A 21,146-nucleotide genomic window follows, 5' to 3' on the forward strand; every position below is an offset into this window, starting at 1 on the left:
GCGGGGTCTTTGCTTTTCTCTCTTCGCGCGGCAATGATGGTGTCCCAGAACTGAGGCGCCCATGAGCCTAGATCGATCCATCCGGTGGCGCGGGCTCGACCCGGTGACCCTCGAGCATTGCCACGTCATCTCGACACCACGCGACACCCGCATTCGCGGCACCATTGTCACGCCCACCTACGGCCTCTTCTACCGGATCAAGCTCGACGATACCGAGCGGGTCCGCACCGCCAGGCTCGAGCGCACCGATGGGACTTTGCTTGAACTGTTTTCCGATGGCGCGGGCAATTGGTCGGACGACCGGGCCGAGCCGCTGCCCAATCTGGCTGGCTGTATCGACATCGATATCTGGCCCACCCCGCTGACCAATTCGCTGCCCATCTGGCGCAGCCAATGGACCATCGGTACCCCGCAGCGCTTCGCCATGGCCTGGATCGACGGGGACGAGATGACGGTGCAGCGCAACGAGCAGATCTATACCCAGCTCGATACCGGCCATTTCCGTTTCCAGGGCGCCAATGGCTTTGAGCGTATCCTCGAGGTCGATGGTGACGGCCTCGTCGTCGACTATCCGGGCCTGTTTGCGCTGGCCTCCTAGCGCCGTCATTGCAAAGTCATCAAATCAGCCCAGAATCGGCCTCGTTCATGTCGTTGGGGGCACCAGCCATGTTCCAGATTATGCGGCACATTTTTGCGGGCCTGCCGGTCGCCTCGGTCTTGATCGGCTTTGCCGGACAACCGGCCGTGCTGGCGGTGCCGCCGGCGCTGACGGCCGGCTTCGTGCTGATCCGGGACCGCATCATCCGCCGCCGTGTCGGTCTCGCGGCATGGCCCAGCGATGGCTTTGCCCGTCACGTCTTGGTCGACGATCTGGGCTGGCTGCTGTTTCTGACGCTGGCCGGTCTGCCCCTTTTCTTCCTCGGAACCCTGCTGCGCGGCATGGTCGGCGGCGCCTGACGCCGCAGATTTTTGCCGTCCCGGCTTCCCCCTCCTCGCCCGCTCTGCTACGCCACGGCTGATACTTGCCCGGAGGCCCGACTGTGACCGCAACCTTCAAGACCCTCGACGAACTCGACCTGACCAACAAGCGCGTATTGCTGCGGGCCGACCTCAACGTTCCGGTCGCCGATGGCAAGGTCACTGACGCAACCCGCATCGAGCGGCTGGTGCCCACCATCCGCGAAATCGTCAAGCATGACGGCAAGGCCATCCTGCTCAGCCATTTCGGCCGGCCCAAGGGGAAGGTTGATCCCGAATTCTCCCTGGAACAGGTTTGCTCGGCCATTGCCGACGAAACCGGCCATCCCGTGGGCTTTGTCGCCACCGACTGGACCGATGTGAGCGCCGCCAAAAAGGCGATCGACGAGGCGCCCGCCGGCGCCGTCCTGGTGCTGGAAAACACCCGCTTCCACCCCGGCGAGGAAGCCAATGATGTCGAACTGGCCCAGCGCATGGCCAGCCTCGGCGACGTCTATGTCAACGACGCCTTCTCGGCCGCCCACCGCGCCCATGCTTCGACCGAAGCGCTGGCGCACCTGCTGCCGGCTGCGGCGGGCCTCGCCATGCAGGCCGAACTCGAAGCGCTCGAAGCGGGCCTGGGCAAGCCCAAAAAGCCGGTTATCGCCGTGGTCGGCGGCGCCAAGGTCTCCTCCAAGATCGACCTGCTCGAAAACCTCGTCACCAAGGTCGACGGCCTGGTCATCGGCGGCGGCATGGCCAATACTTTCCTGCATGCCCAGGGCCATGGCGTCGGCAAGTCACTGGCCGAAAAGGACCTGGCGGAAACCGCCTTGCGCATCATGGACAAGGCCGACAAGGCCAGCTGCGCCATCATCCTGCCCATCGACGCCGTCGTCGCCTGGCACTTCAAGGCCGATGCGCCTTCCCGCCTCTATGGCGTCGACGCCATCGATCCCGATGGCATGATCCTCGATATCGGCCCTTCCTCGGTCGAGCGCATCAAGGGCGCGATCGATGAAGCCCATACCGTGGTCTGGAACGGCCCGATGGGCGCTTTCGAAATGAACCCCTTCGATGCCGGCACCGTCGCCATTGCCAAATATGCCGCCGAGCGCACCCATGCCGGCAAGCTGATCTCGGTCGCCGGCGGCGGCGACACCGTGTCGGCCCTCGCCCATGCGGGCGTCAAGGACGCTTTCACCTATGTTTCCACGGCCGGCGGCGCCTTCCTCGAATGGATGGAAGGCAAGCCTCTGCCCGGCGTCGAAGCACTGAAGAAATAAAGTCATTGCAGCAGTTTACGGTCGCACCAATCCTGACCACCGAACGCCTCACGCTGCGCCCGCAAAGACGCAGCGACTTCGACTTGCTGGTTGAACTCTATACGACGGATCGCTCGCGCTTTGTCGGCGGTTACAGGTCCAGGGCTGAGGTTTGGCGCGACTTCATGAACTCAGCGGGCCATTGGCCCATTCTTGGCATGGGCGGCTGGGCTATCGATATTTCAGCCACCGGCCAATGCATTGGCGAAGTTGCCATATGCCAGCCTCCCGAATATCCCGAGATCGAAATCGGCTGGGTGCTGTTCGATGGCTTTGAAGGCAAGGGCTTTGCCTTCGAGGCAGCGACTGCCGCTCGGGACTGGGCGCGCGACACGCTCCGCGCAACGAGCCTGGTCTCCTATATCGACCCCGACAATGCTCCCTCGATCAAACTCGCCCAGCGGCTAGGTGGCCAATTGGACAAAGCGGCCGCAACGCCAAACGGCGATGCGTGTCTCGTGTTTCGCTATTGGTAACCTCGACAATGTAATGCAGATGCATTACATTGTCCGCAAAGGAGCTTTCTCATGGCGGCGAACGCACTCATCCAGACTCGCATTGATGCCGACATCAAGGATCGTGCAACGGCAGTTCTCGACACTATGGGTTTGACCGTCTCCGATGCGGTGCGGATTCTGCTGACGCGTGTTGCCAATGAAGGCGCACTACCGGCGGGCCTCACCACCGACCCCGACGCTTATGACAAATGGTTCCGCGCGAAAGTGCAGGAAGCCCTGGATGACCCGCATCCAGGGTATTCCTCAGAAGAAGTAGAAGCATTTTTCGCTGAGAAACGAGCGGCAACGCTGCGTGCGCTCAGCACGAAATGAAGCTGCGGTGGACGAAGGCTGCTAGGCGGGACCGCGAACTCATTTATGCCTATGTCGAAGTCAGCAATCCGGCTGCCGCGTTGCAGCTTGACGAGCGGTTTCAGGAACGCGCTGATCAACTAAGGCAGCTTCCTGGCCTGGGACGAGTGGGGCGTGTGCCGGGAACGCGCGAGCTTTCGATTGCCGGAAGCAGCTACATGTTCGTCTATCGGGTGCAGTCCGACCATGTCTGGGTGCTTCGGATCATGCATACCGCCCGCGTCTGGCCGGAGCCGGACTAATCCGCCATTGGTGAGTTAATCTACCATACAAGATACACCTTTCGTCTTATAACCCTAGGTCTAATCGAACTGCGGAAAACGAAAGTCTAATCTGCCTCGAAATTCACCCTCCGAGGCTTATCCATGACGAAGTCGCTGAATGCCATCGCCCAGAAATTGATGGAGCCCGGCAAGGGCATCCTGGCCGCCGACGAGTCCGAAGGCACCATTGCCAAGCGCTTCGCCAAGATCAACCTGCCCAATTCGCTCGATCTGCGCCGCGACTATCGCGAAATGCTGTTCCGCTCGACCGGCGCGATGACCAATTACATTTCCGGCGTGATCCTGACCGAGGAAACCCTCGAGCAATCAGCCGCCGATGGCACGGCCTTCCGCGCCATTCTGGCCGATGCCGATGTCATTCCCGGCATCAAGGTTGATCGCGGCGCCTTCCCCATGCCCGGTGACAGCGGCGAAAAGATCACCGAGGGTCTCGATGGCCTGCGCCAACGCCTGGCCCGTTATGCCGGCCTCGGCGCCGGCTTTGCCAAGTGGCGCGCCGTCATCACCATCAACGATATCGCTCCCACCCGTAACAATATCCGCGCCAATGCCCATTCGCTGGCCCGCTATGCCATTCTCTGCCAGGAGGCCGGCATCGTGCCGGTAGTCGAGCCCGAAGTCGTTGGCGATGGCGAACCGGGCAATCATTCAATGGAGCGTTGCGCCACGGTGACGGGCGAAGTGCTGGAAAACGTCTTCAAAGAGCTGCGCCTGGCCGGCGTTGATCTTTCCGGCATGCTGCTCAAGCCCAATATGGTGCTGCCGGGCATCAATTCGCGCGAACGCCCTTCGGTGCAGGACGTCGCCAAGCGCACTGTCGAGGTGCTGCGCGAACATGTTCCGGCTGCCGTGCCGGGCATCGCCTTCCTCTCCGGCGGCCAGACCGATGAAGAAGCCACAGCCCACCTTTCCGCGATGAACCAGATTGGCGGGAAACCCTGGCCGCTGACCTTCTCCTACGGCCGCGCATTGCAGAATGTGGCACTGCGGACCTGGGCCGGCCGTCGCGAGAATTTCCCCCAGGCACAAGCCGCCTTCACCCATCGCGCCCATATGAATTCCCTGGCCGCCCTGGGCACCTGGACCGGTGAACTGGACCGCGCAGCCTAACAACGGGCTGTCCTATAGAGCTCCCTGCGGCGTAGCGATCTTACGCCTCCAATGCGCGCCTCCCTCCCGGGGCGCGCATTTCCTTTGCGCGAGCCATGCCACTTCGCCTATTGCAAGAGCCGTCCCTTTTGTCGCCAAAATGGCGGTTTAGTGAGCACGCGCGTCGAGTATCCGGAAGCCCATGGCCCCTCAGCTTTATCTCATCACCCCCGCTGCCGCCGATCCGGAAAGCTTTCCCGCTCTCCTGATGGCCACATTGAGCGCCGCCGAAGTTGCCGCGTTATTGGTACGCCGTGGCGGGCAGGACGATGCGGCCTATGCGGCACTCGCTCAGAAGATCGTCAATATCGGCCAGGGCGCCGGCTGCGCCGTGCTGGTGGAAAACGATGTGGCGCTCGCCAAGAAGATTGGCGCCGACGGCGTGCATGTGACCACCGGCAGCAAGGATGTGCAGGCCGCCATCACGGCGCTCAAGCCCGCCGCCATTGTCGGCGCTGGCGACCTGCATAGCCGGCACGACGCCATGACCATGGGCGAGCTCGGCGTCGACTATGTGTTCTTTGGGCCGCTCGATGGCCCGGCCAGCGCCGCGGCCGCCGATCTGGCGCAATGGTGGGCCGAGACCTTCGAAATACCGGCCACGTTCAGCGATCCGGCCGCCACCAGCGGCGAGCATCATGGCGCCGAATTCCTCGCCCTTTCGACCAGCATCTGGTCTGCCCCTTCTCCGGCCGCGGCCCTTGCCGCGATCGCCGCTTCGTTCGAGGAAACTGCATGATCCGGCTGCTCCCTGCCATTGCCCTGCTGCTGGCTCTTGCCCCGTTACCTGCCCTGGCGCAGGAGGAAGCGGCCGAAACCATCAGCTCCGAAATCTTCGGGCCTCGTGCCAATGTCGACTACGCCTTCGGCGCTTTCCAGCGCGGCTATTTCCTGACCGCCCTCGAATATGCGCTGCCGCGTGCCGAGAAGGGTGATGCCCCCGCCCAGACGCTGATCGCCGAGATCTATGCCAAGGGCCTGGGCGTGGCCCAGAACGATGAGCGCGCCGCCAGCTGGTACCAGCTGGCCGTCAACAATGGCGGTGTGCTCGCCATGTTCGAGCTGGCTCTCTACTACCAGGACGGGATCGGGGTTCCCAAAAACCGCGCCCGTGCCGCCGACCTGTTCAAAAAGGCGGCCGAGGGCGGCTATATCCCGGCCAAATACAACATGGCCCTGCTCCATGTTGAGGGCATCTACGCCTCCCCCAGCCTCACCGAGGCCGCCAGCCTGATGAAAGAGGCCGCCGACGCCGAATTGCCCGAGGCGCAATATGACTATGGCACAATGCTGATCGAAGGCGCGGGGCTCGCGCCCAATGACGTCGAAGGCGCCAAATATATCAAGCTCGCCGCCGAACAGGACCTCATCGCCGCCCAGATCGATTATGCGACCCTGCTCTATCTCGGCCAGGGCGTCGAACAGAATATCGAAGAAGCGGCGAGCTGGTATGGGCGGGCCGCCGACGCGGGGAATGCCGTGGCACAGAACCGTTACGCCAAGCTGCTGGCGGTTGGTGAAGGCCTGCCGCTAAGTCTTGAGGACGCTGCCATGTGGCGTGCTCTGGCACGGCGCCAGGGGCTTTCCGATCCATCGCTCGACCGGCTGCTGGTGTCCATACCGGCCGATGAATTGGCCAAGGCGGAGGAGCGCGCGCGCTTCTGGCCGACAACGCCACCGACGGCCGAGACCATCGCTACCATTCCCACCACCACGCCGCCACCGGCGCCCAGCGAACCCGTCTTGCCAGCGCCCACCGATGCCGGAGAAGCGCCGGTCGCGCCCGCCGATCAGGTGACGCCACCGCAAGACCCTTGAACCTTTGGGCATTCTGGGGCAATAAGCCCGCCACACACGAATGAAGCGCTGCAGGCCGTTATCCGGCCTCATGTCGAGCATGTCGCGGACCGCAAGGGCACAACACCGCCCGGCCCTGTCCTTCCGGCAAGCCCAGGATGAGGTTGTTGCCGGCGGCCGCTGCCCACCGCGAGAAAAAACTCCCAATGGCCAAGATCAACGGCAACGAAATCCGCCCCGGCTTCGTCATCAATCACCAGGACCGGCTCTGGGTCGCCGTCAAGGTCGATCACGTCAAGCCTGGCAAGGGCGGCGCCTATGCCCAGGTCGAGCTCAAGGCCATCCTGACCGGCACCAAGCTCAATGAGCGCTTCCGCTCGGCCGAGACGGTGGAACAGGTCGAACTCGAATTCCGCGACTTCACCTATCTCTACGAGCAGGGCGATCAGTTGGTCTTCATGGACCAGAACAGCTATGAGCAGGTGGAACTGGACAAGGAATTTGTCGGCGAACGCGCCGCCTTCCTCCAGGACGGCATGAAGATCACGCTCGAAATGCACGAAGACACCCCGCTCGGCGTGCGCTTCCCGCCCAATGTGGTGCTTGAAGTCATCGAGGCCGACCCGGTGGTCAAGGGCCAGACCGCGGCCAATTCGTTCAAGCCCGCCAAGGTGTCCAATGGGTTGCGGGTCATGGTGCCCCCCTTCATCGCGGTCGGCGAACGCATCGTGGTCGATACGGCCGAAGCCACCTATATGCGCCGGGCGGACTGATCATGGCCCGTTCAGCTCTTCTCAACGTCATGGTCGGCGCCGCTCTCAAGGCCGGCCGTTCGCTCACCAAGGATTTTGCCGAAGTCGAAAACCTGCAGGTGTCCCGCAAGGGGCCGGCAGACTTCGTCTCAAAGGCCGACCTGCGCGCCGAACAGATCGTCTTCGACGAACTCAAAAAGGCCCGCCCCACCTATGCTTTCCTGATGGAAGAAGGCGGAGAAGTCGCCGGCACCGATGGCCAGCACCGCTGGATCATCGATCCGCTCGACGGCACCACCAATTTCCTGCACTCGATCCCGCTATTTGCCGTGGCAATCGCCCTTGAACGCGCCAACGAGATCGTCGCCTCGGTGATATACAATCCCGTGCTGGACGAGCTCTACACCGCCGAAAAGGGTGGCGGCACCTGGGTCAACGATCGCCGCCGCCTGCGCATTGGCGGTCGTCGGCACCTCGCCGATGCCGTGGTCTGCACCGGCATCAAGACGCAGGGCACCGCCAACGACACGCTGCAACTGCGCCAGCTCGCCGCCATCAATCCAGCCGTTGCCGGCATCCGCCGCTCCGGCTCGATCTCCATGGACCTGGCCTGGCTGGCCGCCGGCCGTTACGATGCGGTCTGGGAAGCGGGTCTGGCCCCCTGGGACGTGGCCCCGGGCCTGCTCATGGTCAAGGAAGCCGGTGGCACCGTTACCGATTTCGCCGGCAGCCCCGGCTCGATCTGGAACGGCCAGGTGGTTGCGGGCAATGAAGCCCTGCACGCCGCCCTGCTCAAGCAGCTCAAGCCGATCCAGTAGCCTGTCGCTCAACCGAGCGGCAGCAATTCCTCGAACCAGTTCATATCCTCAAAACTGCAGAAGGCCGGTGCGCGCAATTGCAGCACCGGCGCCTGCACGCGGATCATGGCCAGCACGTCATCGAGCATATCCTGCCATTCCGGCAGCGCCCCATCGTCGAGCCAGTCGATGAGATAGGCAAAGGTGATGTGGAATATGTAGCTGTCGTGATCGGGATGCCGATAGCCCAGCAGGGCCGCCAGATCATTGCGCCAGCCGGCCATGGCGCGGCGGTCGGCCTCGGTAATGCCCGCGACCACCAGCCCCGTCGGAACCGCGCCGATCACCTCCACGGCAAAGGGTGCGCCACCGGAATATGGCGCCAGCCGCTCGAGCATAAGCTCGGTCATGACATCGACCGGCGCATCCAGCGGCACGCCATCGGGCCAATAGGTGCGCGCTCTATTGCCTTCGAGAATGCCCTGAAACAGCGTCATATGCAGGCTTTCGGGTGCGGTGAAGGCCAATTGCCGTGCCTGTGGCATGGCGAGATATCGCTGACGCGCGGCGCGCAGCACCCGTTCGGTATCCGTGCCCTCCTGCAGATGGCACACCACGGTATTGCCCCGCTCCGGCAGAAAAATGCCGTCGCGATTATAGCGTGTTCCCAGATGGCGTGGCGCGACCGGCTGCTGGCTGCGGGAAAACATCTGCAATTGGGGAGAAATCATGGCCATCGACATGGCAGGCTCCGGGAAAGATCGGTTCGGCACAGCGCTACGCGCCCTAAACGAAACCTCTGTGACAGCTGTGCCCGCACACAAACCTTTGTCATTGCCCTGCCACGCGGCACTGACTAGTCTTGGTGGTGATTTGCGCGCGTGAGGCAAGGTTCAGGCAAAGATGACGCAAGGCTATGATCCATACCATCTCGCTAGCCCCACTGTTTATCTCATCAAGATCCTGATTTTCCTGGTGCTTGTGGCGCTGGTGGCAGCCATTCTGTTCACCACCATCGTCACCTTCTTCTGGGCCAATCCCTTTATCAATTCGATGATCTTCCTGGCCCTGTTCATCGGCATTTTCCTCAGCTTCCGCCAGATATTCCGCCTTTTTCCCGAGGTGAAATGGGTCAATTCCCTGCAGGACGGCAATGTGTCCAACGTCCGCCCGCCGGTGCTGTTGGCGCCGGTGGCGGGCCTGTTGCGCGAGCGGATCGGGGAAGCGGTCATCACCCCATCCTCCATGCGCTCCATTCTCGACAGCGTCGGCAACCGGCTCGATGAGGCCAAGGACACCTCCCGCTATCTCACCGGGCTGCTGGTCTTTCTGGGCCTGATGGGTACCTTTTACGGCCTGCTGGAAACCGTCACCAGCGTCGCCGGGGTGATTAATTCGCTCGACGTCACCAATACCGATAGCGCCTCCCAATTCTCGAGTCTGCGCGAGGGCCTGTCCGCCCCGCTGGCTGGCATGGGCACGGCCTTTTCCTCCTCGCTCTTCGGCCTTGCCGGTTCGCTGGTGCTGGGCTTTCTCGATCTCCAGACCAGCCAGGCGCAGAACGCCTTTTATACGGATCTGGAAGACTGGATGACCTCGATGACGGAGCTCGACCATCCCGTTTCGGCCATGCAGGCCAACGCTGGTGGACCGGATATGCAGGCCATGTTCGATAAGCTCGGCAGCTCGATGCAGAACCAGAATTCCTCCCAGAACGCCATCCGCGCCATGGCCGAGCTGGCGCGCGGCATCGATGGCCTGGTCAAGCATATCCGCACCGAGCAGGACGATCTGCGCAAGCATATCAATGAACAGGCCGAGACCAATCAGAAGCTGCGCGAACTGATCGAAGCGGTCCTTTCCCAGGCCGATACCGAGCGGCGGAACTAATGGCAGGAGCGCGCTCCCGCCGGCGCATCGAGGCCAATTACTGGCCCGGCTTCGTCGACGCCCTGTCGAGCCTTCTGCTCGTCATTATCTTCCTTCTAAGCCTGTTCATGCTGACCCAGTTTTTCCTGGGCCAGGAGCTGCAGGGGCGTGACACCGCGCTCTCCCGGCTCAACAGCCAGATCGCCGAACTGACCGACCTGCTGCAGCTCGAACGCGCCAATTCGGACGATCTGACCTCCCAGATCGCCAATCTGACCGCGACCCTGGCTACCGCCCAATCCGACAATGCCGAGCTCACCGGCCAGCTTTCGGGCATCGGTACGGGCCTCGCCGGTAAGGACGAAACCATTGCCGGGCTGCAATCCCAGCTGACCGACGCACAGGACCTCTCCGACGAGGCCAATGCCCAGATCACCCTCCTCAACCAGCAATTGGCCGCCTTGCGCACCCAGATCGGGGCCCTCGAATCCGCACTTGAGGCGTCGGAGACCCGCGATACCGAATCGCGCACCCAGATCGCCGATCTCGGCCGCCGCCTCAATCTGGCCCTCGCCCAGCGCGTGCAGGATTTGAGCCGCTACCGCTCCGACTTCTTCGGCCGCCTGCGGCAGATCCTCGAAGGCCGCGCCGATGTGCGCGTGGTGGGCGACCGCTTCGTCTTCCAGTCCGAAGTGCTGTTCGATGCCGGCCAGGCCGATATCCAGCCCGGCGGCACGCCCGATCTCGATGCCCTTGCGGCAGCCATCCTGCAGCTCGAAACCGAAATTCCGCCCGATATCAATTGGGTATTGCGCATTGACGGCCATACCGACAAGCGCCCGATCTCCAATGCCCGCTTCCCCTCGAACTGGGAGCTATCGGCCGCCCGCGCCATCTCGGTGGCGCAATACCTGGTGACCAAGGGCGTCTCGCCCAACCGGCTGGTCGCCGCCGGCTTCGGCGAATTCACCCCCCTCGACCCCGCCGACACAGACGAAGCCTACCGCCGCAACCGCCGCATCGAGTTCAAGCTGACCGAGGGGTGAGGGGGCAGGACCGGAGGGACACGAGGTTGTAGTTCGCGATCCACTCCACCCACAACGTCATTCCCGCCTGCGCGGGAATGACGCGGTGGGTGGTAGAGAAAATTGGACCAACAAAAACGGTTCTATGTTTACATTCTGGCCAGCGGCAAAAATGGCACGCTCTATACAGGCGTTACGAGCAATCTAGTCAGCCGCATTTACATCCACCGCAACGACCTCGTCGATGGCTTCTCCAAGCGCTACGCCGTGCACAACCTGATCTGGTTCGAACACCACGAGACTGCGGACTCGGCAATTACCCGCGAAAAGCAGATCAAGAAATGGCGTCGCCAATGGAAGGAAAAGCTGATCGAACAGCAAAATCCACATTGGCTGGATTTATATGATCAGATCGCCGAAGTCTGAGGGTTATCCGACATCATCCAGCCGGAACTGCAGCTTGGCCAGTTCCGCGTAACGCCCGCCCTTGGCGACCAATTCATCATGCGTGCCCTGGTCGATGATCTGGCCGCCGTCGAAGACCAGGATCTTGTCGGCATCCCGGATCGTCGCCAGCCGATGGGCAATGACCAGCGTGGTGCGGCCCTGCATCAAATGCTCCAGCGCGGTCTGCACCAGCCGTTCGCTCTGCGCGTCGAGGGCGCTGGTTGCCTCGTCGAGCAGCAGGATCGGGGCATTCTTCAGGATGGCACGCGCAATGGCCAAGCGCTGCTTCTGCCCGCCCGACAGCATCACCCCGCGCTCGCCGACGACCGTGTCATAACCCAGCGGCAGGTCGGTGACGAAGTCATGCACCAGCGCCGCCTTGGCCGCCGCTTCGACCTCCGCATCGCTGGCATCGGGCTTGCCGAAACGGATATTGTCGGAAATCGAGCCGGCAAAAATGGTCGGCTCCTGTTCGACATAGGCGAACCGCTGGCGCAATTGGCTGAGCCGCACCTGGCGGATATCGATGCCATCGACCAGGATGGCTCCGCTCTTGACGTCATAAAAGCGCTGCAACAGCGACAGCGTGGTCGATTTCCCCGAACCGGAAGCGCCGACCAGGGCAACGGTTTCCCCATGCCCCACGCTGAAGCTCATATCGGTCAGCACCCGCTCATAGCCGCCCGTATCGTAGCCGAACCCGACATGCTCGAATGCCACGGTGCCAAGCGGCGGGTTCGGCAGCGCCAGCGGCGCGGCAACTTCCACAATGCTCGGCTGGGTATCGAGAATCTCGGTCAGCCGTTCGGTCGCCCCCGCCACCGATTGCAGCGTGCCCAGCACTTCGCTGACATTGGTCAGGGCGCCCGAGGCCATCAGCGCATAGACCAGGAACTGCGCCAGCTGCCCGGCGGTGACGGTGCCCTCGAATACCGAACGCGCCCCCCACCAGACGAGAAAGACGATGGCGGCCGTGCCCAGGAAAATCACCATGCCCACCAGCACCGAGCGCGCCGCAAGACGGCGCGTTTCGGCCAGATAGCTCGCCTCGCTGCGCTTGTCGTAATGACCTGCCTGGGCCGCCTCCTGGGTGAAGGATTTGACCGTGCGGGTCGCCCCCAGCATTTCGGTGGCCATTGCCGAAAGATCGGCCAGCGCATCCTGCGTCTTGCGCGACATGCCGCGCAGACGGCGCGAATAGGCGATCAGCGGCAAGAGGATTACCGGAGCGGCTATGGCCACCGCAATGGTGAGGACCGGGCTGGTGAGCAGCATCATCACCAGCGCGCCGATAATGGTGACGATGGACCGCAGCGCCAGCGTCATGCTGGAACCAACTGCCCCGCGGATCGTCGCCACATCGCCATTAAGGCGGCTGGTGAGTTCCCCGACCCTATGGGTATCGAAGAAGCGGGCATCCAGCCCCAGCAAATGGGAGAACACCGCCTGGCGCAGATCGGCCAGCACGCGCTCGCCGATGACCGAGATGAAATAGAAGCGCAACCCGCTGGCCACGGCCATTACCAGCGCAATGCCCACAATCAGCCAGCCATAGCGGCCGACATTTTCCAGATTCTGCTCGATGAAGCCCTGGTCGATGGCGCCGCCCAGAACGGCCGGGATGGACAGCGAGGAAATCGCCGAGACCAGGAGAAACACCAGCGCCAGCGTCAGCCGCCACGGATAGCGCAGCACGAACGGCGCAAGGCGGCGCAGGGGTTGCAATTTCTGTGGATTGATATTGGGCGTCTCAAGGACTTTTTCGGCCCCGGTCTGCGCCTGGGCAGCCTGATCTGTCATCGCTCGCTTACGCCACGCTGATGGAGTTGAGGCCCGGAACATCCCGGGGCCACATCGCTGCCCCGATATAGGCGTTGGCCCAAAGCCCCGCAACGGCTTTGTCCCGCGCAATTTTGCCACGCGGGCGGCCTTGCGGTTTGCCCGCGCTTTCTGTATGAAGCCGCCAACACCAGTTTTGATGCTCTCCGGGCGCTGCGGCGCCCGTTTGATTTGAGGCGATACCGATGAAGGCTGACATCCATCCGGACTACCACACCATCACTGTGGTCATGACCGACGGCACCAAGTACGAAACCCGCTCGACCTACGGCAAAGCCGGCGACACGCTGCAGCTCGACATCGACCCCAAGACCCATCCGGCCTGGACCGGCGGCACGGGCCAGCTGCTCGACCGCGGCGGCCGCGTTTCGCGCTTCAAGGAGCGCTTCAAGGGTCTGGGCATCTAAATCCTTTCGACGAGCTTTTGCAAAGCCCGGCCCTAGCGCCGGGCTTTTCTTTTTGCCGTGCAGGCCCTTATCCTTGCCTGAATTTGGAGACCGACCATGCGCGCCCTGTTGTTTGCCGCCGCCGCTGCCTTTGAAATCGGTGGCTGCTACCTGGCCTGGCAGGCGCTGCGCCTGGGGCAACTCTGGCTCTGGGCCCCGGCCCTGATCCTGCTGGGTCTGTTCGCCTGGTGCCTGGCCTTGACCGGAACCGACAGTGCCGGCCGGATTTTTGCCGTCTATGGCGGCATTTATATCGCCGCTTCCGTCCTGTTCATGGTGGCTGTCGAACGCGTCAGGCCCGATATGTGGGATATTGCCGGCGTGCTGATCTGCCTTTTGGGCGCGGCAGTCATCTATTTCGGCCCGCGTAGCGTATAGAATCTGTTGGTCGCGCTTCTGAACCGCAGAAGTGGTATCCACTTTTGCTGGAAACGCTCTAGGCCCGGCCGAATGCTGCCTTGAGCCGCGCCAATTGGTCGGCAATGCCATTGGCGACCCCGATATCGAGTTCGGGCATCTTGCCGCGCTCCAGCGTATCGAACTGCATGACCCGGTCGAACAGGCGATCACCCTTGTCGACATAATCGCGCAAGAGCGCAGGCAATTGCCCATAGCCAGGGCCGCCGCGCTCCGATGGCGTGGCCGAAAACTTGACCTTCTCCTTCTCGGAGCGGGCATTTTCCTTGGTGATTTCACCCTCATTTACCGCTCGTTGCAGCAATAGCCACGAGGCCAGCTGCATCAGGCGCGTGGTGAGGCGCATCGACTCGGTGGCGTAGAGGAACGAGGCTTCCCGGCTCAGGATCCGGCTATCGGCGCGGCCGTCGCCATCGAGATAGGCGGCAACCTCCTCGATCAGCGCCATGCCTTCCCGATACAGCAGATCGAAGCCCCCGGACGCCACGATGCGGGGTCCGATGGCAATGGCCTGGCTCTTTTCGTTCAGTTCCGTCACGCGACCTCCTGGCTGCTGGGCTCATGCTAGGCGCAAAAGCCCCCGCGCGTCATCTTACAGTTCGCATCAAACTGAAAAGACCTTTAAGAACAGTCCGATAGCGGCGAGAAAATGACCCCTGAAAAAGAAAAAGAGCCGTAAGAACGGCTCTCGAAGTTAACAGGGAGGCGTCAAACAGAGGGAGAAACCACTCTGAAAAATTCAGAAGAACCTGAATAATGGAAGGTTACCGCGCAAACATTAATTGCCGGTTAAAGCGTGTCGATTTCTTAACCCTGCAGATTTGCGCCCTGTTGACCAAGGTGGATGGGACGCCGCGCGGCTTTTATTGTCACAGATTTGCCATGAAGATGAACGGTTTCTGACCGCCCTATTCCACCGCCATGCAGCAGCGGCATGCTCCTATCGCCCTACCGCGAGGGAGACGAGCGATGACCAGTATGGAAGCAGGGGCCGTTGCCGGCCTTTTGGTAGCATTGATGGTGGTTGCAACGCGTCCGGCGAGTGGTCCATTGCCACCACCCGCCGGAACCAAGCCGCTGGCGGCCGAGCCCGCGCCGCTCCTGCCGCGCCCACCTAGAACTTGAACGCCGCCTCGGCGGCTTTGCGCGTGGCACCACGAGCCTCGATGGCTTCGCGCAGCCGGACAATCTCGGCCTCGAGCAGGCCGATCCGTTCAGTCAGCTCCTCCACCGACATGGTGTCGATCGCCATGCCCACTTCGTGGGTCTTGGGCCGCTTGATCTCCTCATCATCCATCGCCAACATCCTTTCGTTCATCCCCCTGAGATTAGCGCGCCGCTCTTGCCGGGCAAGATCAGTTCGCAGAGCATGGAGCCATGATCCTTCCAGCCACCATGACCGCTATCGCCATTACCCGGCCCGGCGGCCCCGAAGTCCTCGCGCCGCGTCCCGAACAACTGCCCCAGCCGGGAGCGGGTGAGGTGCTGATCCGGGTCGCTGCCGCCGGCGTCAACGGACCCGATCTCGCCCAGCGCCAGGGCCGCTACGACCCGCCACCTGGCGCTTCGCCCCTGCCGGGGCTGGAAGTTGCCGGCGAGATCGCCGCAATCGGCCCGGCAACCGCCGGCTGGCAGGTCGGCGACAGGGTTATGGCGCTGACCAATGGCGGAGGCTATGCCGAATATGTCGCAATACCCGCCGGGCAGGTGCTGCCCGCCCCTGCGGGCTGCCTGATCGACGCCGCCGCCCTGCCCGAAACCTGGTTCACCATCACCCAGACGCTGGTCATGCGGGCCGGTCTGACGCCGGGTATGAGCGTGCTGGTGCATGGAGCGGCAGGCGGCATTGGCGGCGCTGCCATCCAGATCGCGACGATTCTGGGGGCTCGGGCGATAGCCGTAACCTCCTCGCCCGAAAAGGCGGCCTATGCGCGTCGCCTCGGCGCATTGGCCAGCATCGACTATACCAGCGAGGACGTGGCGGCCCGCGCTCTGGCGCTGACCGACGGCCGGGGCGTCGACCGCGTCGTCGATATTATCGGCGGCGCCATGGCAGAGACCAATATCGCCGCCTGTGCGCGAGGCGGGCATATCGTGCAGGTCTCGACGCTGGACGGTGCCAAGGCGCAGATTTCCCTGGGCCTGGTGATGGCCAAGCAATTGACGCTGTCGGGTTCGACATTGCGGCCGCAAAGCGCAGAGACCAAGGCCGCGATCGCCGCGCGGATTCGGGCCGATCTGCTGCCGGCCCTGGCGGAGCCGGGCTTTGTGAAGCCGCAGGTGACCCGGTTCGCGCTGGAGGATGCGGCGGCGGCGCATGTAGCAATGGAGGCGCGCCAGCATGTGGGCAAGATCGTGCTGGTGACCGCGTTTGGGGCGGAGCTTGGGTAAATGCGATCGGCACTCCGGGCGCACCGGTGGGCTGGCCTGGTCGTGGCGCAAGCCACTGCTCACCCATCACTATAGTTACAATCTCATTGCAGATCGCGCGAGCAAGCCATATATTAAGCCCTGTTCCCCTCAGCAATGAAGCACGAGGCGGAGCGGTCCGGAGGAATACCGGCCGCGCCACGAGGAGTTATTTATCATGACCCAGCCCCTGTTGATGCCCAAGGCGACTGCCGTTTGGCTCGTCGACAACACTGCGCTGTCATTCGAGCAGATCGCGGCCTTCTGCACGCTGCATCCGCTTGAGGTCCAGGGCATTGCCGACGGCGACGTCGCAGGCGGGATCATGGGCGTCAACCCGATCCAGAACGGCCAGCTGACGCGCGAGGAAATCGAAAAGGCCGAGGCCGATCCGAATTATCGCCTGAAGCTGAGCGAGCCCAAGGTGCGCGTGGCCGCTGCCAAGCGCAAGGGCCCCCGCTATACGCCCATTTCGCGCCGCAACGAGCGTCCCAATGCCATCAAGTGGCTGGTGCGCAACCATCCCGAACTCAAGGACGCGCAGATCATGCGCCTGGTGGGCACCACCAAGTCCACCATCGAGTCGGTACGCGAAAGCACCCACTGGAATGCCGCCAACCTCACGGCCATGGACCCGGTGACGCTGGGCCTGTGCAGCCAGATCGACCTCGACCTTGAAGTCAAGCGCGCCTCCAAGGGCGGCCCGGGCGTGGACGAAGCCTATGAAGGCACCACGCTGATGACCGCCGAAGAAGCCATGGCCCGCTCCGGCAGCCGCGGCCATAGCGAGCAAGAGGGCGAGGAATTCGCCGAAGGCGACCATCGCCCGCACAGCCCGGCCCAGGAAGAGTTCGACGCGGACTCGGTCTTTGCCAAGCTCAAGTCGCTCAAGAGCGATACGGACAATTAAACCAGGTTTCCTGCCTGCATCAGACCCCCGCGCAAGCGGGGGTTTTTGTTTGCAATGCATAGATCTCGGCGGGCGGCCGCCTGGCAGACCACTAGTCGGCGCGGAACTTTGGTTCTTTCGCCTCCCTCCCCCTTGAGGGGAGGGATCGAGGGTGGGGGTCGCGGGGGCTTTTGCGCCGAGGCCGACAGACCCCCACCCCGGCCCTCCCCTCAAGGGGGAGGGAGGGCAGAGCCGCTAGCTTTCTCCATGGGAGAGGCGTAGGCCACCGTCACCAGCGACACCATCTCGACAGCGCCACTTCCCAGCCGCATGATTTGTCCCAGCGATCCTCGCCGAAAGAAGCGGTCGAATGGAAAACAATATCCTGCTCGCCATTTTCGTTCTGCTCGCGGCCAGCGTGGCGCTGGCGCCGCTGGCCAAGGCGCTGGGGCTGGGCACGGTTCTGGGGTATCTGGCCGCTGGCATCCTGATCGGCCCCTATGGGCTGGGCCTGGTTTCCGATAGCGAACTGATCCGCCAGGTCGCCGAATTCGGCATCGTCATGATGCTGTTCCTGATCGGGCTCGATCTGCAGCCTTCCGAAGTCTGGCGCATGCGGCACAAGGTATTGGGCCTGGGCGTCACCCAATTGCTCATCACCACCACCATCATCGCCCTGGCGCTGACCCTGACCGGCTTTACCCTCAACACCGCCATCATCATCGGGCTGGCGCTGTCCATGTCCTCGACCGCCATCGCCATTCAATCCACCCAGCAGCGCGACATCACCCGCACCGATGCCGGCCGGGCGAGCCTGGCCGTGCTGCTGGTGCAGGATGTTGCTGTCATTCCCGTGCTGGCGGCCATCCCCCTGCTCGCCATATCGGGCAGCCGCCATGCCGTGCATGAGGAAATCGATCACGCCGTGCAGGTCATTGCCGACCCGCTCGATTGGGTGACGCCGCTGATCCTGATCGGCGCCTTTATCGGCGCCATCATCGCCGGGCGCTATCTGGTCCGGCCGGTTCTGACCTATGTGGCGCGCACCGGCGTCCGCGAGGCGTTTACCGCGCTGGGGCTGGCTATCGTTTTCGGAGCGGCATTGCTGACCCAGCTCGAGGGATTTTCGCCCGCGCTCGGCGCCTTTATCGGCGGCGTGCTGCTGGCCGATAGCGAATATCGCCATGAGCTGGAAAGCAATCTCGAGCCCTTCAAGGGCCTGCTGCTCGGCCTGTTCTTCATTTCGGTGGGCATGTCCATCGCCTTTTCGGTGCTGTGGTCCGAGCCCTTGCGCCTGCTCGCCTTGGTTGGGGGCTTTGTCGGCATCAAGATTGCCGTCATGTTCGCGCTTGCAACCCTGTTCCGCATGCACCTGGCCGACCGGCTGCTGCTGGCCATCCTGCTCAGCCAGGCCGGGGAATTCGCCTTCGTCATCCTGCAATTTGCCCAAAGCACGGGGGCGCTGAGCGCCGAGGACCACGGCTTGCTCGCCGTGGCCGTTGCGCTCTCCATGGCCACGACCCCGCTTCTGCTGCTGGCCTTCGACAAGCTGGTGGCGCCCCGGCTTGATGCGCGCAGCGCCCGCGACAGCGACGAGATTACCGAACACCGCAAGATCGTGGTGCTCGGCTATGGCCGGTTCGGGCAGATCGTCACCCGCATGCTGCGGGCACAGGGGTTCGAGACCACGCTGATCGACGACGACCCGGCTCAGATCGAGCTGGTGCGCAAATTCGGCGTCAAGGTCTTCTATGGCGATGGTTCGCGCCTCGATCTGCTGCATGCCGCCGGCGTCAGCCAGGCCGATCTCGTTGTGATCGCGGTGGGCGGTGCCGACCGGATTTTGGACATTGCCCGCAAGGTGCGGCGGCATTTTCCCCAGGTGACCATTGCCGCCCGCGCCATCGACCGGGGCCATGCGCACGAACTCATGGCGCTGGGGATCGAGGTTTTCGAACGCGAGACCTTTCTTTCGGCCATTAGCCTGGGAACCAAGGTGCTGGTGCAGCTGGGCGTGGCCCCCATCGACGCCCAGCACATGGCCCAGGCCTTCGAGCGGCATGACAATCAGCTGCTGACCGATTCCTTTGCCGTGCGCGAGGACGAGGATGCCTATGTCGGCATGGTGCGCCAATCGATGAGCCTACTCGACGAAACCATGCAGGGCGACCGCCCGCCCGCGCCGCTGGACAGGAAAGACTCGCCAAGGGCGGAATAGGTTTTTTGCCCTTCGTCATCGTACACTGATCCAGCGGCTCCATCGTCCCCTCGCCCCTCAGGGGAGAGGTGAACAGACCCCGCAATTGCCCGTCGTTCAGCACAGCGGTTTTTGCGCAGGAAACGGTGGTTCCCGCTTTCGCGGGAATGACATCGTGCTAGTTTGCTTATCTCGCCCTCGACTGCCCCTCCCTCCTGCCGGAATTCCCAGAGCAATGTTCGACCCCTATTTCGTCACGGTCGCCGCGATCGCGGTGCTGATCGTCGGTCTCAGCAAGGCTGGTCTATTGGGTAGTCTCGGCATGGTCGGCGTGCCGCTGCTGAGCCTGGTCATGCCCGCCCGCGACGCGGCAGGCATGATGCTGCCGGTGCTGCTGGCCATGGATGTCATTGCCGTCTGGACCTATCGCAAGGAAGTGGACTGGCACATTCTCCGCATCATGCTGCCCGGCGCCGCCATCGGCACCATTGCCGGCTGGGTGCTCTGGTCCTTCGTTTCCGACGATGCGGTACTGCTGTTTGTGGGCGTGGTGACGCTGCTCTTCATTCTCGATGCCATCCTGCCGCTGCGCAAAAAGCTCGAGGGGCTGCCGCCCTCAAAACCCTGGGGCACGTTCTGGGGCGGCTTTGCCGGCTTCACCAGCTTTATCAGCCATACCGGCGGCCCGCCGTTCCAGATCTATGTGCTGCCCCAGCGCCTGTCGCCGGCCATCTATTCGGGCACGAGCGCGGTGTTTTTCGCCATCGTCAACACCGCCAAGCTGGTGCCCTACTTCTTCCTCGGCCAGCTCAATGTGCACAACCTGACCCTGTCCGCTTCGCTGATCCCGGTGGGGCTCATCGGCGTGCTCGGCGGGGTATGGCTGGTGCGCCGCATCTCCATGGTCTGGTTCTACCGCATCGCCTATTGGATGGTTTTCGTGCTGTCGCTCTACATCATCTGGAAAGGTGCGACGGGCCTGCTCGGCGGCGCCTAGAGGATTTCCGGCAATAAAAAAGGGCCGCAGCGTCTGTGCTGTGACCCTTCCTGTTCCGCTTTGGGGGAACAGCGTTCGCTTTATTGCGAACCTACCGTATATTTATAGAGTTCGTCCTTCACTTCGAGTTTTTTGCGCTTGAGTGCGCTGATCGCCAATTCGTCATACCGCGTGCTTTGCATCTCGGCCTGGATCTGGCGATCCAACTCCTGGTGGCGCCGTTCAAGCGCCGCAACATGGCCTTCAGTCGTCATAACAACTCCTTGAAGCTTGGTGGACATGGCGATGGTCACAAATAATTCACGCTTTGTCGACCACCTTCCGCTGCCCATGGGAAATCTGGTGCAAAACCTATTGTGATCGGTTAACCAAGAATGACGGTTGAGGCGCTGGGGAAGCATTAAATTCGATGTTGCCGCTGACCAAGGAACAGGAAGCCAGTCTGGGGTTGGAGCTGGCCACCAAACGCCAGGAACATTCCGATCTCAACGCTGCAATCGACACCCTGACACAGTCTCAGGTCGCCGATCGCATGCTGCTGCAGCGTCTCAAGAAGCGCAAACTGGCGCTCAAGGACCGCATCGTCCAGCTCGAGAATATTTTGTTGCCCGACATCATTGCCTGAGCCCGCTTCGGCTTGAGTTGCGCCCGCATTTGCGCTACGTGCCGACTTTGCAACGA

At 62.7% G+C, this 21,146-nt stretch carries 26 protein-coding genes; 21 read left to right on the forward strand and 5 right to left on the reverse strand.

The window, feature by feature from the left end:
- Positions 1-61: 61 nt before the first annotated feature.
- From QQL79_RS18640 to QQL79_RS18690, 11 genes are all read left to right on the forward strand, one after another.
- Entirely contained in the window at positions 62-598 is a 537-nt protein-coding gene (locus tag QQL79_RS18640; protein WP_284393427.1) for a putative glycolipid-binding domain-containing protein, read from the forward strand.
- A gap of 68 nt (positions 599-666) precedes the next feature.
- Positions 667-957 (forward strand): hypothetical protein, encoded by a 291-nt coding sequence (locus QQL79_RS18645; protein WP_284393428.1) that lies wholly within the window; start codon positions 667-669, stop codon positions 955-957.
- A gap of 83 nt (positions 958-1,040) precedes the next feature.
- Positions 1,041-2,243, forward strand: a complete 1,203-nt coding sequence (locus QQL79_RS18650) for a phosphoglycerate kinase (protein ID WP_284393429.1) — start codon at positions 1,041-1,043, stop codon at positions 2,241-2,243.
- 5 nt (positions 2,244-2,248) lie between these two features.
- Positions 2,249-2,758: a GNAT family N-acetyltransferase gene (locus QQL79_RS18655; RefSeq protein ID WP_284393430.1), complete on the forward strand. Its 510-nt coding sequence runs from the start codon at positions 2,249-2,251 to the stop codon at positions 2,756-2,758.
- 51 nt (positions 2,759-2,809) lie between these two features.
- Entirely contained in the window at positions 2,810-3,112 is a 303-nt protein-coding gene (locus QQL79_RS18660) for a type II toxin-antitoxin system RelB/DinJ family antitoxin (protein WP_284393431.1), read from the forward strand.
- Positions 3,109-3,393: a type II toxin-antitoxin system RelE/ParE family toxin gene (locus QQL79_RS18665; protein ID WP_284393432.1), complete on the forward strand. Its 285-nt coding sequence runs from the start codon at positions 3,109-3,111 to the stop codon at positions 3,391-3,393. The genes QQL79_RS18660 and QQL79_RS18665 overlap by 4 nt, the downstream gene beginning before the upstream one ends.
- Before the next feature lie 123 nt (positions 3,394-3,516).
- On the forward strand, positions 3,517-4,545 hold the full coding sequence (locus QQL79_RS18670; RefSeq protein WP_284393433.1) for a class I fructose-bisphosphate aldolase: 1,029 nt from the start codon (positions 3,517-3,519) through the stop codon (positions 4,543-4,545).
- Positions 4,546-4,726: 181 nt separating this feature from the next.
- Complete coding sequence (locus QQL79_RS18675) at positions 4,727-5,323, forward strand: thiamine phosphate synthase (protein WP_284393434.1); 597 nt, start codon at positions 4,727-4,729, stop codon at positions 5,321-5,323.
- A complete protein-coding gene (locus tag QQL79_RS18680) occupies positions 5,320-6,402 on the forward strand; it encodes a tetratricopeptide repeat protein (RefSeq protein ID WP_284393435.1) in 1,083 nt (360 codons plus the stop codon). The genes QQL79_RS18675 and QQL79_RS18680 overlap by 4 nt, the downstream gene beginning before the upstream one ends.
- A gap of 185 nt (positions 6,403-6,587) precedes the next feature.
- On the forward strand, positions 6,588-7,154 hold the full coding sequence (efp, locus tag QQL79_RS18685; protein ID WP_284393436.1) for an elongation factor P: 567 nt from the start codon (positions 6,588-6,590) through the stop codon (positions 7,152-7,154).
- Positions 7,155-7,156: 2 nt separating this feature from the next.
- A complete protein-coding gene (locus tag QQL79_RS18690) occupies positions 7,157-7,951 on the forward strand; it encodes an inositol monophosphatase family protein (protein WP_284393437.1) in 795 nt (264 codons plus the stop codon).
- Positions 7,952-7,959: 8 nt separating this feature from the next.
- Here the strand turns inward: QQL79_RS18690 and QQL79_RS18695 are convergent, their stop codons facing one another.
- Complete coding sequence (locus tag QQL79_RS18695) at positions 7,960-8,673, reverse strand: DUF1868 domain-containing protein (protein ID WP_284393440.1); 714 nt, start codon at positions 8,671-8,673, stop codon at positions 7,960-7,962.
- A 160-nt stretch (positions 8,674-8,833) separates the two neighbouring features.
- Here QQL79_RS18695 and QQL79_RS18700 point away from each other — a divergent pair, with 160 nt between their 5' ends.
- From QQL79_RS18700 to QQL79_RS18710, 3 genes are all read left to right on the forward strand, one after another.
- Complete coding sequence (locus QQL79_RS18700; protein ID WP_284393441.1) at positions 8,834-9,820, forward strand: flagellar motor protein MotA; 987 nt, start codon at positions 8,834-8,836, stop codon at positions 9,818-9,820.
- On the forward strand, positions 9,820-10,845 hold the full coding sequence (locus QQL79_RS18705; RefSeq protein WP_284393442.1) for a peptidoglycan -binding protein: 1,026 nt from the start codon (positions 9,820-9,822) through the stop codon (positions 10,843-10,845). Before QQL79_RS18700 ends, QQL79_RS18705 begins: the two co-directional genes overlap by 1 nt.
- Positions 10,846-10,947: 102 nt before the next feature.
- On the forward strand, positions 10,948-11,250 hold the full coding sequence (locus QQL79_RS18710; RefSeq protein WP_284393443.1) for a GIY-YIG nuclease family protein: 303 nt from the start codon (positions 10,948-10,950) through the stop codon (positions 11,248-11,250).
- Between the two features lie 3 nt (positions 11,251-11,253).
- Here QQL79_RS18710 and QQL79_RS18715 read toward each other — a convergent pair whose 3' ends face one another.
- Positions 11,254-13,071 (reverse strand): ABC transporter transmembrane domain-containing protein, encoded by a 1,818-nt coding sequence (locus QQL79_RS18715; protein WP_284393444.1) that lies wholly within the window; start codon positions 13,069-13,071, stop codon positions 11,254-11,256.
- Between the two features lie 224 nt (positions 13,072-13,295).
- Between QQL79_RS18715 and rpmE the strand changes: the two genes are divergently transcribed.
- A complete protein-coding gene (gene rpmE / locus QQL79_RS18720; RefSeq protein ID WP_056235684.1) occupies positions 13,296-13,517 on the forward strand; it encodes a 50S ribosomal protein L31 in 222 nt (73 codons plus the stop codon).
- A 96-nt stretch (positions 13,518-13,613) separates the two neighbouring features.
- Positions 13,614-13,934, forward strand: a complete 321-nt coding sequence (locus QQL79_RS18725; RefSeq protein WP_284393449.1) for a YnfA family protein — start codon at positions 13,614-13,616, stop codon at positions 13,932-13,934.
- 58 nt (positions 13,935-13,992) lie between these two features.
- Here the strand turns inward: QQL79_RS18725 and rcdA are convergent, their stop codons facing one another.
- Both rcdA and QQL79_RS18735 read right to left on the reverse strand, forming a co-directional pair.
- Positions 13,993-14,511, reverse strand: coding sequence for a protease adaptor protein RcdA (gene rcdA / locus QQL79_RS18730; protein ID WP_284393450.1), 519 nt, complete (start codon positions 14,509-14,511; stop codon positions 13,993-13,995).
- 576 nt (positions 14,512-15,087) lie between these two features.
- Positions 15,088-15,270, reverse strand: a complete 183-nt coding sequence (locus QQL79_RS18735; protein ID WP_284393452.1) for a DUF1192 domain-containing protein — start codon at positions 15,268-15,270, stop codon at positions 15,088-15,090.
- Positions 15,271-15,350: 80 nt separating this feature from the next.
- Between QQL79_RS18735 and QQL79_RS18740 the strand changes: the two genes are divergently transcribed.
- From QQL79_RS18740 to QQL79_RS18755, 4 genes are all read left to right on the forward strand, one after another.
- Positions 15,351-16,364, forward strand: coding sequence for an NAD(P)H-quinone oxidoreductase (locus tag QQL79_RS18740; RefSeq protein WP_284393454.1), 1,014 nt, complete (start codon positions 15,351-15,353; stop codon positions 16,362-16,364).
- A gap of 196 nt (positions 16,365-16,560) precedes the next feature.
- Positions 16,561-17,292 carry a DUF1013 domain-containing protein gene (locus QQL79_RS18745; RefSeq protein ID WP_284393456.1) on the forward strand — a complete coding sequence of 244 codons (732 nt, stop codon included), beginning with the start codon at positions 16,561-16,563 and terminating at the stop codon, positions 17,290-17,292.
- Between the two features lie 349 nt (positions 17,293-17,641).
- Complete coding sequence (locus QQL79_RS18750; protein WP_284393458.1) at positions 17,642-19,489, forward strand: monovalent cation:proton antiporter-2 (CPA2) family protein; 1,848 nt, start codon at positions 17,642-17,644, stop codon at positions 19,487-19,489.
- Between the two features lie 214 nt (positions 19,490-19,703).
- Positions 19,704-20,465 carry a sulfite exporter TauE/SafE family protein gene (locus tag QQL79_RS18755; protein WP_284393460.1) on the forward strand — a complete coding sequence of 254 codons (762 nt, stop codon included), beginning with the start codon at positions 19,704-19,706 and terminating at the stop codon, positions 20,463-20,465.
- Between the two features lie 80 nt (positions 20,466-20,545).
- Here the strand turns inward: QQL79_RS18755 and QQL79_RS18760 are convergent, their stop codons facing one another.
- Complete coding sequence (locus QQL79_RS18760; RefSeq protein WP_284393462.1) at positions 20,546-20,758, reverse strand: YdcH family protein; 213 nt, start codon at positions 20,756-20,758, stop codon at positions 20,546-20,548.
- Between the two features lie 125 nt (positions 20,759-20,883).
- Here QQL79_RS18760 and QQL79_RS18765 point away from each other — a divergent pair, with 125 nt between their 5' ends.
- Positions 20,884-21,090, forward strand: a complete 207-nt coding sequence (locus QQL79_RS18765; protein WP_284393970.1) for a YdcH family protein — start codon at positions 20,884-20,886, stop codon at positions 21,088-21,090.
- Positions 21,091-21,146: the final 56 nt, after the last annotated feature.

This window comes from Devosia yakushimensis (assembly GCF_030159855.1).
Lineage (GTDB): Bacteria > Pseudomonadota > Alphaproteobacteria > Rhizobiales > Devosiaceae > Devosia > Devosia yakushimensis.